At 73.6% G+C, this 12,287-nt stretch carries 10 protein-coding genes; 1 reads left to right on the top strand and 9 read right to left on the bottom strand.

Annotation, left to right across the window (positions count from 1 at the left end):
• Nucleotides 1-206: 206 nt before the first annotated feature.
• The 9 genes from aroB to ACFV5N_RS16590 all read right to left on the bottom strand — a co-directional run bounded on the left by aroB (nt 207) and on the right by ACFV5N_RS16590 (nt 9,812).
• On the bottom strand, nt 207-1,307 hold the full coding sequence (aroB, locus tag ACFV5N_RS16630) for a 3-dehydroquinate synthase (RefSeq protein ID WP_385599838.1): 1,101 nt from the start codon (nt 1,305-1,307) through the stop codon (nt 207-209).
• Complete coding sequence (locus ACFV5N_RS16625; RefSeq protein WP_385599835.1) at nt 1,304-1,819, bottom strand: shikimate kinase; 516 nt, start codon at nt 1,817-1,819, stop codon at nt 1,304-1,306. The genes aroB and ACFV5N_RS16625 overlap by 4 nt, the downstream gene beginning before the upstream one ends.
• Complete coding sequence (aroC, locus tag ACFV5N_RS16620) at nt 1,816-3,000, bottom strand: chorismate synthase (RefSeq protein WP_385599832.1); 1,185 nt, start codon at nt 2,998-3,000, stop codon at nt 1,816-1,818. Before aroC ends, ACFV5N_RS16625 begins: the two co-directional genes overlap by 4 nt.
• Before the next feature lie 141 nt (nt 3,001-3,141).
• On the bottom strand, nt 3,142-3,984 hold the full coding sequence (locus tag ACFV5N_RS16615; RefSeq protein WP_385599830.1) for a shikimate dehydrogenase: 843 nt from the start codon (nt 3,982-3,984) through the stop codon (nt 3,142-3,144).
• Complete coding sequence (gene mltG / locus ACFV5N_RS16610; protein WP_385599827.1) at nt 3,984-5,747, bottom strand: endolytic transglycosylase MltG; 1,764 nt, start codon at nt 5,745-5,747, stop codon at nt 3,984-3,986. Before mltG ends, ACFV5N_RS16615 begins: the two co-directional genes overlap by 1 nt.
• A gap of 125 nt (nt 5,748-5,872) precedes the next feature.
• A complete protein-coding gene (gene ruvX, locus ACFV5N_RS16605) occupies nt 5,873-6,337 on the bottom strand; it encodes a Holliday junction resolvase RuvX (protein WP_385599824.1) in 465 nt (154 codons plus the stop codon).
• Between the two features lie 13 nt (nt 6,338-6,350).
• Entirely contained in the window at nt 6,351-9,017 is a 2,667-nt protein-coding gene (alaS, locus tag ACFV5N_RS16600; protein WP_385599821.1) for an alanine--tRNA ligase, read from the bottom strand.
• Complete coding sequence (locus tag ACFV5N_RS16595) at nt 9,017-9,364, bottom strand: DUF6167 family protein (RefSeq protein WP_385599818.1); 348 nt, start codon at nt 9,362-9,364, stop codon at nt 9,017-9,019. The genes alaS and ACFV5N_RS16595 overlap by 1 nt, the downstream gene beginning before the upstream one ends.
• Before the next feature lie 13 nt (nt 9,365-9,377).
• Nucleotides 9,378-9,812 (bottom strand): DUF948 domain-containing protein, encoded by a 435-nt coding sequence (locus ACFV5N_RS16590; protein WP_385599815.1) that lies wholly within the window; start codon nt 9,810-9,812, stop codon nt 9,378-9,380.
• Nucleotides 9,813-10,023: 211 nt separating this feature from the next.
• Here ACFV5N_RS16590 and ACFV5N_RS16585 point away from each other — a divergent pair, with 211 nt between their 5' ends.
• A complete protein-coding gene (locus ACFV5N_RS16585) occupies nt 10,024-12,273 on the top strand; it encodes an ATP-binding protein (protein WP_385599812.1) in 2,250 nt (749 codons plus the stop codon).
• Nucleotides 12,274-12,287: the final 14 nt, after the last annotated feature.

The following is a 12,287-nucleotide window of genomic DNA, read 5'->3' as shown; positions in this document are numbered from 1 at the left end:
ATGTCGAGGCACGGCAGTCGGCTCCGCGCGGCTTCGCCGGTCGGTGACACACCGTACCCGGCCAGGGTGACGCCGGGGGAACGTCCCGTGCGGGCCCGAAGTGCCGCCACCGGACCGGCCGTCGGGCGACCTGGGGCGATCGGCCGCTTTCCTCCCGGTTTCCCGGGCGGCGGATGTGGCGCGAACCACAGCCGCCGCCCGGGCCGTCAGGCGGCGATCTCCGCGTGGGCCGCCAGCAGCATCGCCGGGTCGGGGCCCTCCAGGACGGCCGGCTTGGCGAGGCCGTCCAGCACGATGAAGCGCAGCAGATCGCCCCGGGTCTTCTTGTCCACCCGCATCGTCTGCAGCAGCTTGGGCCACTGGTCGCCACGGTAGGTGACGGGCAGTCCGACCGCCTCCAGCACGGCCCGGTGCCGGTCGGCGGTGGCGTCGTCCAGCCGGCCCGCGATCCGGCCCAGTTCGGCGGCGAACACCATGCCGACGGCGACCGCCGCGCCGTGCCGCCAGTTGTAGCGCTCGTTCTTCTCGATGGCGTGCGCCAGGGTGTGGCCGTAGTTGAGGATCTCCCGGCGCCCGGACTCCTTCAGATCGCCGGAGACCACCTCGGCCTTGACCCGGATGGCCCGCTCCACCAGTTCGGCGGTGGCGGGACCGGCGGGGGTACGGGCGGCCTGCGGGTCGGCCTCGATCAGATCGAGGATCACCGGGTCGGCGATGAAGCCGGCCTTGATGATCTCCGCGAGCCCCGAGACGTAGTCGTGGACCGGCAGCGACTCCAGCGCGGCCAGGTCGCACAGCACTCCGGCGGGCGGGTGGAAGGCGCCCACCAGGTTCTTGCCCTCGGCGGTGTTGATGCCGGTCTTGCCGCCCACGGCGGCGTCCACCATGCCCAGCACGGTGGTGGGCACCGCGACCCAGCGCACCCCGCGCAGCCAGCTGGCGGCCACGAAGCCGGCCACATCGGTGGTCGCCCCGCCGCCCACCCCGACGATCACATCGGTCCGGGTGAAACCGGTCTGGCCCAGCGCCTTCCAGCAGTACGCGGCGACCTCGGCGGTCTTCGCCTCCTCGCCGTTCGGCAGTTGGACGGCGATGGCCTCGTACCCCTGGTCGGCCAGGTCCTGGCGCAGCACCTCGCCGGTGGAGGCCAGCGCCTCGGGGTGCAGCACGGCCACCCGCTTGGCGGACCGGCCGATGAGGGCGGGCAGTTCGCCCAGCAGGGCCCGGCCCACCAGCACGTCGTAGGGGTCGGTGCCCGCGCTGCCGTCGACGGTGATCCGGGTCGGCGCCGGCTCGGGGGTGCTCATGCGGCGGTCAGCTCCATCGCGTCGACGATCGCCTGGGCGACCTCTTCCGGTGTCAGGCCCTCGGTGTCGATCACCGTGCTGGCCACCTCCTCGTACAGCGGGAGGCGGGCCTCCATCAGCGTGCGCCACTGCCGGCGCGGGTTGACGGCCAGCAGCGGGCGCGCCGAGTCCAGGCCCACCCGGCGGATCGCGTCCGCCATCGCCACCTGGAGGAACACCACCGGCAGCGGGGCCAGCAGCGCGCGGGTGCCGGCGTCCAGGACGGCACCGCCGCCCAGGGCCACCACGCCGTCGTGCTCGCGCAGGGCGGCCCGCACGGCATCGGCCTCCAGGGCCCGGAAGTGCGCCTCGCCCCGTTCGAGGAAGATGTCGGGGATGGCTCGGCCCGCGGCCCGTTCCACGTCCGTGTCGGTGTCCCGGACGGTCGTGCCGAGCCGTTCGGCGAGCACCGCGCCCACGGTGCTCTTGCCGCTGCCGGGCGGGCCGACCAGCACCACGCGGGGGGCCGTCACCGGATCTCCAGGTGGTCGAGGAAGCCGGTGACGTTGCGGCGGGTCTCGGTCACCGAGTCCCCGCCGAACTTCTCGGCGACCGCGTCCGCCAGCACCAGCGCCACCATGGCCTCGGCGACGATCCCGGCGGCCGGGACCGCGCACACGTCCGAGCGCTGGTGGTGCGCGGCGGCCGCCTCGCCGGTGGTCACGTCGATGGTGGCCAGGGCGCGCGGCACGGTGGCGATCGGCTTCATGGCCGCCCGCACCCGCAGCAGTTCTCCGGTGCTCAGGCCGCCCTCGGTCCCGCCGGAGCGGCCCGAGGAGCGGCGTACGCCCCCGGGGGTCGGCACGATCTCGTCGTGGGCCAGGGAGCCGGGCACCCGGGCCAGGCCGAAGCCGTCGCCGACCTCCACGCCCTTGATCGCCTGAATCCCCATCAGGGCGGCTGCCAGCCGGGCGTCCAGGCGGCGGTCCCAGTGCACGTGGGAGCCGAGGCCGACCGGCACACCGTGGGCGACCACCTCGACGACGCCGCCGAGGGTGTCGCCGTCCTTGTGGGCCTTGTCGATCTCGGCGACCATCGCCTCGCTCGCGGCCGGATCGAGGCAGCGCACCGGGTCGGCGTCCAGGGCGGCCACATCGCCCGGCTCCGGCACCCGGCCGGCCGGGGCGGCGGCGCCGCCCAGCTCCACGACGTGCGAGACGATCTCGATCCCGGCGGTCTCCCTGAGGTAGGAGCGGGCGACCGTGCCCAGCGCGACCCGGGCCGCGGTCTCCCGGGCGGAGGCGCGCTCCAGCACCGGGCGGGCCTCGTCGAAGCCGTACTTCTGCATGCCGGCCAGGTCGGCGTGGCCGGGACGCGGACGGGTCAGGGGCGCGGCGCGGCCCAGGTCGGCCAGCTCCGCCGGGTCCACCGGGTCGGCCGCCATGACCTTCTCCCACTTGGGCCACTCGGTGTTGCCGACCATGATCGCCACCGGGGAGCCGAGGGTGAGACCGTGCCGGACACCGCCGAGGAAGGTGACCTCGTCCCGCTCGAACTTCATCCGGGCACCCCGGCCGTAGCCGAGCCGACGCCGCGCCAGCGCGTCCGCCACCATGTCCGTGGTCACCGGGACCCCGGCCGGCAGCCCCTCCAACGTCGCGACCAGGGCGGGGCCATGCGACTCGCCCGCGGTCAGCCAGCGCAACCTGCTCAACGGTGCTCCTTCGATGCTCGACACCTGCACGTCTGCTCCCCCGATCCTCCCACGCCCGGATGACGGGCCGGCGGGGCGTCCGGCTGCCGGACCGGGGTGAACGCCGGGCCCGGCGGTGTCGGCGGGGCGCGGTGCGCGGGCTCAGACGGGGCGGGCGGCCAGCGCCGCCTCGCCCGCGGCGCGCATCGCGGCCAGCGGGGCCGGGGCGAGCCCGGTCATGGCCTCGACCTGGAGGACCGCCTGATGCACCAGCAGGTCAAGACCGCCCAGCACGGTGCCGCCCCGGGCGGACCACGCGGCGGCCAGCGGGGTGGGCCAGGGCTCGTACAGCACGTCGAACAGGATGCCGGGCCGCTGCGGCACGGCGGTGGCCAGCGCGTCGGTGCTGCCGGCCGGAGTGGTGGCGATCACCAGCGGCGCATCGAGTGCCCGGGCCGCGTCGTCCCAGGGCGCGCAGATCACCGGGACGCCCAGGCGTTCGCCCCAGCCGCGCATCTCGGCGGCCCGCCCGGGGCCGCGGACGTAGGCGGTGACCTCCCCGTCGCACAGCTGCGCCAGCGCGGCCAGCGCCGAGGAGGCGGTGGCCCCGGCGCCGAGCACGGCCGCGCCCGGCACCCGGTGCACGCCGCGTTCGCGCAGGGCGGCGACCAGCCCCGGCACATCGGTGTTCTCGCCCTGCCGGTGCCCGTCGGGACCGAGGATGACCGTGTTGACGGCCTCCACGGCGACGGCGGTCTCCCCGATCCCGTCCAGCAGCGGGATGACGGCTCGCTTGAGCGGCATGGTCAGCGAGAGCCCGGCCCACTCCGGACCGAGGCCGTCGAGGAAGCCGGGCAGGCCGTCCTCGGCCAGCTCGAACCGGTCGTAGGTCCAGCCGGTCAGGCCGAGCGCCGCGTAGGCGGTGCGGTGCAGTGCCGGGGAGAGCGAGTGGGCGATGGGCGAGCCGAGTACGGCTGCCCTGCGGTGGTCCGGTGCGGTGGTCATCAGTCGTTGTTCTCGCGATTCCTGGCCTGTTCCGCGTTGAAGTCCCTGACGTGTTCCTCGTGTTTCTCGAAGTCCGTCTCGAAGCGGGTGTCCCCGGGTTTGACCGTGACGAAGTACAGCCAGGTGCCCTCCGTCGGGTTGGACGCCGCTTCGAACGCCTGGTGCCCCGGGTTGTTGATGGGACCGGGCGGCAGGCCCTTCACCTGGTACGTGTTGTACGGCGAGTCCAGCTTGACGTCCTCGAAGGAGACGTCCAGGGACGGGTCGTCACGCACGTAGTTGATGGTGGAGTCGAATTCCAGTTTCTGACCGATGTCCAGCCGGTTGTAGATGACCCGGGAGACCTTGCCGAACTCCTCGGGCAGCTGCGCCTCCGCCTGCACCAGGGAGGCGATGATGATGACCTCGCGCGGGGTGAAACCGAGGGCCTCGGCCTGCCCTTCCAGGTCGATCTCCTCGAACTCCGCCTCCGCCCGGTCCACCATCTCGCTCAGCAGGGACTCCGGGGTGGTGTTGTCCCCCACGTCATAGCGGGCGGGGAAGAGGAAACCCTCGACATCGTCCTCGGCCCACTCGGGAAGGCCGATGTCGCTGCTCTCGGCCACCTCCTCCGTGGTGCCCTCCTCCAGCTCCAGCTTGAGGTCGATGGCGGTGTAGATCTGGGAGGCCCGCATGCCCTCGGCGATGATGAGGGTGTTCAGCTGCGCCGGGTCGGTGAGCATGGCGACGGCGGCGTCGGCGGACATCTGCTGCCGCAGGGTGTAGACGCCGGCCTGGATGGGGGCGACACCGTCCTTGGTGGCGGCGGCGACGAACGCGTCGTGGCTCTTGACGACGTCCGCCTCCTTCAGCAGGTTGCCCATCTGGGAGAGGGACGCGCCGGACGGAATGGTCACCTGCACCTCTCCGCTGCCCTCCCCCGCGTAGTCCGGGGCCGGGCCGAACCGGCTCTGGTAGAAGTCGTAGCCGTAGTACGCGGCACCGCCGAGGCCGCCGGCCAGCACGACGGCGACGATCAGGCAGGCGCAGCCGTTGCGCTGCTTGCCCTTGGTCTTGCTCTTCCCCTTGCCGCCGCGCCGCTCGCGCCCGCGTGGCTCGTCGTCCCAGTCGTCGTTCTCGTCCGCCCGGGAGAAGAAGTCGGCCTCGCCCTGGTCGGGACCGGGGTCCCAGCCGGTGTCCGGGTCGGGTCCCGGCCCGTCGGCCGGGTCCGGTTCGGGGCGGCGCCGGCGGGCCGCGGGCTCGGGCTGCTGCGGCTGCTGGGGGTGGTGCTGTTGCTGCGGGGGGTACTGCCCGGCCTGCTGCGGCTGCCCGGCCTGCTGCCGGTCCTGGTACGCCTGTGGCGCTGCGTAGCCCTGCTGCTGGGCGCCGTAGGGGTCCTGGTAGCCCTGCTGGTGGTAGCCGCCGCCCTGCTGCTGGGCGTAGGGATCGGCGTAGTACGGGCCGCCCTGGGCGTCCCAGCCCTGCTCCTGGCCGGGCTGCTGGTAGTAACCCTGCTGCCCCTGCTGATCCTGCTGGTGAAACTGCTGTTGCTGAGGGTAAGGTTGCTGCTGCTGTGGGTACTGCTGGTACGGATCGTGCTGCTGCGGGTACGCCTGCTGCTCCGGATACTGCTGCTGGCCGTACGCGTCCCAGGAGCCGTACGGGTCGCCCTGGCCCTGCTGAGCGCCCTGTGCGCGCTGCTGCTCGGCCCAGTCCTGGTCTCCGTAGAGCGGGTCTTCGGGCTGCCACCCCTGGGCGCCTGGCCCCCGGCCATACTCAGTCATCGATCCCCTTGTGACGCAGGCGGCAGCCATCCACTCACGTGGGAGAAGATGCACCCCGTGGACCCGCCGCGGCGGGCCCGGGTGGAACGACATGCCATGTCGCGCGGAACGTTACCGTATCGCGATCAGACAACCACTTCGACGCACTCCCCCGGCGGACGGCCGGTCACCCGTTCCGTCTCCAGGGCACTCTGCAGGATGACCACGGCCGCCGCCTGATCGATGCGCGAGCGCCCCTTCCGGGCGCTCACGCCCGAGGCCCGCATCGACTGGGCGGCCGTGACGGTGCTCATCCGCTCGTCCACCAGACGCACCGGCACCGGCGCGATCCGGCGCGCGGTCTCCTGGACGAAGGCCCGCACCCGGGCCGCCGCGGGCCCCTCGGCGCCGCTGAGGGACCGGGGCAGCCCGACGACGACCTCCAGCGGCTCGTACTCCGCCACCAGCTGCTCCAGCCGGCGCTGGGCCGCCGGGACATCGCGTCCCGGCACGGTCTCCACCGGCGTGGCGAGCAGCCCGTCGGGGTCGCTGCTCGCGACCCCGATCCGGGCCTCACCGACGTCGACGGCGAGCCGCCTGCCGCGTCGCATCGTCGCGCTCACCTCAGGCGCTCTCCGCCACCAGCCGCTCGACGGCGGCCAGCGCGTCGTCGATGGCGGCCGGGTTCTGCCCGCCGCCCTGGGCCACGTCCGGCTTGCCGCCCCCGCCGCCGCCCAGCGCCTTGGCGGCGGTACGGACCAGGTCGCCGGCCTTCAGGCCGCGCTCGCGGGCGGCCTCGTTGGTGGCGATGACGGTCAGCGGACGGTCCTTGACCACGGTGAACAGGGCCACCACGGCGGGACGGTCGGCGGGGATCCGGCCGCGCACGTCGAGGACGAGCTTGCGCAGGTCGTCCGCGCCGGTGCCGTCGGGCACCCGGCCGGCGGCCAGCGCCACCCCGCGGATGTCCCGGGCGCCGGAGGCGAGGCCGCCCGCGGCCTGGAGGACCTTCTCGGCGCGGAACCGCTCGATCTCCTTCTCGGCCTCCCGCAGCCGGCCGAGCATGCCGGAGATGCGCTCGGGCAGTTCCTCGGGCCGGCCCTTGACCAGTTCGGTCAGCTGGGCGACGACGGTGTGCTCCCTGGCCAGGAAGCGGTAGGCGTCGGTGCCGACCAGGGCCTCGACACGGCGCACGCCGGAGCCGATGGAGGACTCGCCCAGCAGCTTCACCAGGCCGAGCTGGGAAGTGTTGTGGACGTGGGTGCCGCCGCACAGCTCCTTGGAGAAGTCGCCGATGGTCACCACACGCACCCGGTCGCCGTACTTCTCGCCGAACTCGGCGATGGCGCCCTGCTTCTTGGCGTCGGCCATCGACATCACCTCGGCGGTGACGTCCAGGTCGCGGGCCAGCACCTCGTTGATCTTCTGCTCCACGTCCTGGAGGACGGAGGAGGGGACGGCGGTGGGCGATCCGAAGTCGAACCGGAACCGCCCGGGGGCGTTCTCCGAGCCGGCCTGGGCGGCGGTCGGGCCCAGCGCGTCGCGCAGCGCCTGGTGGGTGAGGTGGGTGGCGCTGTGGGCGCGGGCGATGGAGCGGCGCCGGTTGACGTCGATGCGGCAGTCGGCGGCGGCGCCGAGGGTCACCTCGCCGACCTGGACCACGCCCTTGTGGACGATGACCCCGGGGACCGGCCGCTGGACGTCGCGGACCTCGACAACGGCGCCGGAGGAGAAGGTGATCCGGCCGGTGTCGGCGAGCTGGCCGCCGCCCTCGGCGTAGAAGGGGGTGCGGTCGAGGACGACCTCGACCTCGTCGCCCTCGTGGGCGGCGGGGGCGCTCAGCCCGTCGACGAGCAGCCCGACGACGGTGGCCTCGCCGGAGGTGTCGTGGTAGCCGATGAACTCGGTGGCGCCCGAGGTGTCGGCGACCTCGCGGTAGGCGGAGAGGTCGGCGTGGCCCTGCTTCTTGGCGCGGGCGTCGGCCTTGGCGCGCTCGCGCTGCTCCTTCATCAGCCGCCGGAAACCGGCCTCGTCCACGGACAGGCCCTGTTCGGCGGCCATCTCCAGGGTGAGGTCGATCGGGAAGCCCCAGGTGTCGTGGAGCAGGAACGCCTTGTCGCCGGCCAGCACGGAGGAACCGGCGGCCTTGGTGTCGCTGACGGCGGTGTCGAGGATGTTGGTGCCGGCCTTCAGGGTCTTCAGGAAGGCGGCCTCCTCGGCGAGCGCGACGGTCTCGATGCGGCGCCGGTCGGTGAGGAGTTCGGGGTACTGCTCCCCCATGGTGGTGAGGACCACGTCGACCAGCTCGGCCACCACGGGTCCTTCGGCGCCCAGCAGCCGCATGTTGCGCACGGCGCGGCGCATGATGCGGCGCAGGACGTAGCCGCGGCCCTCGTTGCCGGGGGCGACGCCGTCGCCGATGAGCATGACGGAGGTGCGCATGTGGTCGGCGACCACGCGCAGCGCGACGTCGGACTGCTCGGCGGCGCCGTAGCGGACCCCGGTCAGCTCGCCGGCCTTGTCGATGACGACGCGCAGGGTGTCCGTCTCGTACATGTTGTGGACGTCCTGGAGGATCATCGCCAGGCGTTCCAGGCCGAGACCGGTGTCGATGTTCTGGGCGGGCAGGTCCCCGAGGATCGGGTAGTCCTTGCCCTCGCCCGGGCCGCGCTCGTACTGCATGAAGACCAGGTTCCAGATCTCCACGTAGCGCTCGTCGTTGACGGCCGGGCCGCCCTCGGGGCCGAACTCGGGGCCGCGGTCGTAGTTGATCTCGGAGCAGGGACCGCAGGGGCCGGGCACGCCCATGTCCCAGTAGTTGGTCTCCTTGCCCAGGCGCTGGACGCGCTCGGCGGGCACACCGACGACCTCGCGCCAGATCCGCTCGGCCTCGTCGTCGCCCTCGTAGACGGTGATCCACAGCCGCTCGGGGTCCAGGCCGTAGCCGCCGGACTCCACGGAGCCGGTGAGCAGCTCCCAGCCGAGGGTGATGGCGCCTTCCTTGAAGTAGTCGCCGAAGGAGAAGTTGCCGCACATCTGGAAGAACGTGCCGTGCCGGGTGGTCTTGCCGACCTCTTCGATGTCCGGGGTACGGACGCACTTCTGCACGCTGACGGCGCGCGGGTAGGGCGGGGTGACCTCGCCCAGGAAGTACGGCTTGAACGGCACCATGCCCGCGGGGACCAGCAGCAGCGTGGGGTCGTCCGCGATCAGCGACGCCGAGGGCACCACGGTGTGCCCGTGCTTCTCGAAGAAGCTCAGCCAGCGGCGGCGGATTTCAGCCGACTCCATCAGTGGTCCTCTTTTCGGGGGCGGTACGGGCCGGGGGTGACGGCCCGGGGTTCGGTCGGTAGCGGGGTGGCCCGCAGCGTGGTGGTCGTGGCCGGGGTGGCTTCTGCGGGGCCGCCGGGGTCGGTGGTGAGTCCGAGGGCCTCGCTCAGCTCGTCCTCCCTTTGTGCCATGCCGGAGCGCACATCGGAAGCGAATTCCCGTACCCGGTGCCCGGCGGCGGCGGCCTGGTCGGCGGCGCGCACGGCGAGGCTGTCGGGGGCGAGGGTGCGCAGCTTGCGCTGGATCCTGGTGGTGGCCCACACGCCGGCGGCGGCGCCGGTGGTGAACCAGAAGGCGCGGCGGAACATCAGCTCGGGCTCCTCAGTTCTTCCCGCCCCGGCGCGTCCGGGCGCGCGGGCCCGGCATCCGGCGGCCGGTGACGGTACGGCGCGGGGCGGGCGCCGGGGGCGCGGAGCGCCGGGTGAGCGCCTGGCGTACGCCGTAGCCGAAGGCGGCGACCTTCACCAGCGGGCCGCCGAAGGTGGTGGCCACGGTGGCGGACAGCGCGGAGGCGTTGGAGGTGACCTCCTGGACGTCGGTGGTGATGGTGTCCACCCGCTCCAGCTGGGTCTGCGCGGTGCGCACCGTGGCGGACGCCTCGCCGAGCAGCGGGACGGCCCGCTCGGTCACCTCCGTCACCAGACGGGTGGCCGCTCTGAGCGTCTGGGCCAGCCGTACCAGCACGACGGCCAGGAAGGAGACCAGGATCGCCCAGAAGACGGCCACCAGCAGGCCGGCCACTTCTCCACCGGTCACGCGCACCGCTTCCCTCGGGACTTCTTCCGACAGTTGGGGCCGCACACGCCGCTGACCATGACGGACGGCCGGGCGACTGCGGCGGGTTCCGACCCTATCGCGCCCGCGAGGCGCCCCTGTACCGCACGGGCCCGTGTGCTGCCAAGGGCACGGTGGAGATAATCGTTCAGGTTTGTACGTTCTGCTTACTTTCGAGTACGCTGCGTTGCTCATGCGAGGCATTGAGAGCACCGGACCATCGGCCGGGGACTCTTCCCGCCCCGGGCGCACGCCGGGGAACCTCCCGGTGGAGCTGACCACGTTCCACGGCCGGGACAGCGACCTGGACCGGTTACGGCAGTGCGTGAGCCGGTCCCGGCTGGTGACGGTGACGGGAACCGGTGGTGTCGGCAAGTCCCGGCTGGCGGTCCAGGGGGCGCGCCAGTTGCAGGAACGGTTCTGCGACGGTGTGTGGCTGGTCGACGCCGCCACCGTCCGCGACCCGCGGCTGCTGGAGCACAGCGTGGTGGCGGCGCTGCGGCTGGCCGACCACTCCGGGCGGGCGCCGCGCACCACCCTGCTCGAACAGCTCGCCCACCGCCGGCTGCTGCTGGTGCTCGACGGCTTCGAGCACCTGGTGGAGGAGTCCGCCCAGCTGGTGCGCGAACTGCTGGGCCGGCTGCCGGGGCTGCGGGTGCTGGCCACCGGCCGGCGGCCGCTGGGCATCGCCGGGGAACAGCTGTTCCCGCTCGCCCCGTTGGCGGCCGAGGACGCCGCCGGGCTGTTCACCGACCGGGCCGGTGCCGTCCACCCCGGCTTCGCGCTCACCCCGGACAACCGCGATCAGGTCGCGGACCTGTGCCGCCGCCTCGACGGCATCCCGCTGGCGCTCGAACTGGCCGCGGGCCGGCTGCGCACCCTCTCCCTCCCGCAGATGCTGGAGCGCCTCGACGACCGCTTCGCCCTGCTGACCGGCGGCACCCGGGACGCCCCGGCGCACCACCAGACGCTGCGGACGGCGGTGGGCTGGAGCCACGAGCTGTGTTCGCCGCGCGAACGGCTGCTGTGGGCACGGCTGTCGGTGTTCGCCGGGGCGTTCGACCTGGAGGCGGCGGAGTACGTGTGCTCGGGCCCCGAGCTGCCGGCCGACCAAGTGCTGGACGTGCTGGCCCAGTTGCTCGCGCAGTCGGTGGTGATCCGGGAGGACGCCCCCTCCGGCGTGCGCTACCGCATGCTGGACACCCTGCGCGCGTACGGCGCCTACTGGCTGGCGGCCACCGGCCAGACCCGCCGGCTGCGCGAGCGGCACCGCGACTGGTACACCGGCCTGGTCACCTGGTGCGAGCTGGAGTGGCTCTCACCGCGCCAGGAGGCGGTGGCGCTGCGGATCACGGACGAGTTCGCCAATCTGCGGGCGGCCCTGGAGTTCGCCGTGGACGAGGACGAGGACCCGCGGCACGGCCTGTACCTGGCGGGGACGCTGTGGTTCTGCTGGGTGGGCTGCGGGCGGATCCAGGAGGGCCGGCACTGGCTGGAGCGGGCCCTGGAGCGCGAGGCGTACGCACCGCCGCCCGGACCGGGCGGCCCGTCCGGGGACGGCGGGGTGCGGCTGCGCGCCCTGGGGCTGGCCGGCTACGCGGCGGTGCTCCAGGGGGACACCGTCGCGGCGCTGGCGGCGCTGCACGAGTGCCGGGAGGAGGCGGAGCGCACCGGGGACGACCGGGCCGCCGCGTACAGCCTGCTGCGCCTGGGTTCGCTGGCGCTGATCTCGGACGACGTACGGCGCGCAGAGGAGCTGCTGGCCAGCGGTCTCGCACGGTACGAGGAACTGGGTGAGCTGAACAGCCATGTGCTGGTCGGCCGGGTGGAGCTGGCGCTCGCGCTGGCCTTCGGGGGCGACCTGGCGCGCGCGGCGGAGCTGTGCGAGGCGGTGCGCCGGGAGTGTGTGGAGCACGGGGAGCTGTGGGCCCGCGCGTACGCGCTGTACGGGCTCGGGTTCATGGCCTGGTCCCGGGGGGACGCGGCGCGGGCCGGGGCGCTGCTGCGCGAGGGGCTGGCGATCAGCGCGGGCTTCCAGGACCTGGTGGCGACCGTGCTGACGCTGGAGCTGCTGGCGCGGCTCGCGGTGGACGAGGGCCGGGCGCGGGAGGCGGCGGTGCTCCAGGGGGCGGCGCAGCGGCTGTGGCCCTCGGTGGGGATGCCGCTGTTCGGCTCGCGGTACTTCAGCGGCCCGCACGGCGAGTGCGAGCGGCTGGCACGTGAGGCGCTCGGCGAGCCGGCGTATCTGGAGGCGCTGCGCGAGGGCGCGGCGCTGGATCCGGAGGCGGTGGTGGACCGGGCGCTGCGGCCCGGGGACGGCGGTCCCGCACCGGGGCGCAGACCGTCGGCGGATCCGTCGTCCGCCGGGGACGGGACGAGCCCGCGGCCGTACCCCTACCCGGTTAGGGGGGTGGGGGTATACGGCCGCGGGCTCGCGAGCTGAGCCCGCTCCGGCGG

This window comes from Streptomyces sp. NPDC059853, assembly GCF_042731495.1.
Classification (GTDB): domain Bacteria; phylum Actinomycetota; class Actinomycetes; order Streptomycetales; family Streptomycetaceae; genus Streptomyces.
This window is presented reverse-complemented; position numbering and strand designations above follow the sequence as displayed.

Bases quoted from the DNA above. Each gene is read 5' to 3' on its own strand.
- ACFV5N_RS16585 (WP_385599812.1), top strand. From the start codon at position 10,024: ATGCGAGGCATTGAGAGCACCGGACCATCGGCCGGGGACTCTTCCCGC.
- ruvX (WP_385599824.1), bottom strand. From the start codon at position 6,337: ATGCGACGCGGCAGGCGGCTCGCCGTCGACGTCGGTGAGGCCCGGATC.
- alaS (WP_385599821.1), bottom strand. From the start codon at position 9,017: ATGGAGTCGGCTGAAATCCGCCGCCGCTGGCTGAGCTTCTTCGAGAAG.
- ACFV5N_RS16615 (WP_385599830.1), bottom strand. From the start codon at position 3,984: ATGACCACCGCACCGGACCACCGCAGGGCAGCCGTACTCGGCTCGCCC.
- mltG (WP_385599827.1), bottom strand. From the start codon at position 5,747: ATGACTGAGTATGGCCGGGGGCCAGGCGCCCAGGGGTGGCAGCCCGAA.
- ACFV5N_RS16595 (WP_385599818.1), bottom strand. From the start codon at position 9,364: ATGTTCCGCCGCGCCTTCTGGTTCACCACCGGCGCCGCCGCCGGCGTG.
- aroB (WP_385599838.1), bottom strand. From the start codon at position 1,307: ATGAGCACCCCCGAGCCGGCGCCGACCCGGATCACCGTCGACGGCAGC.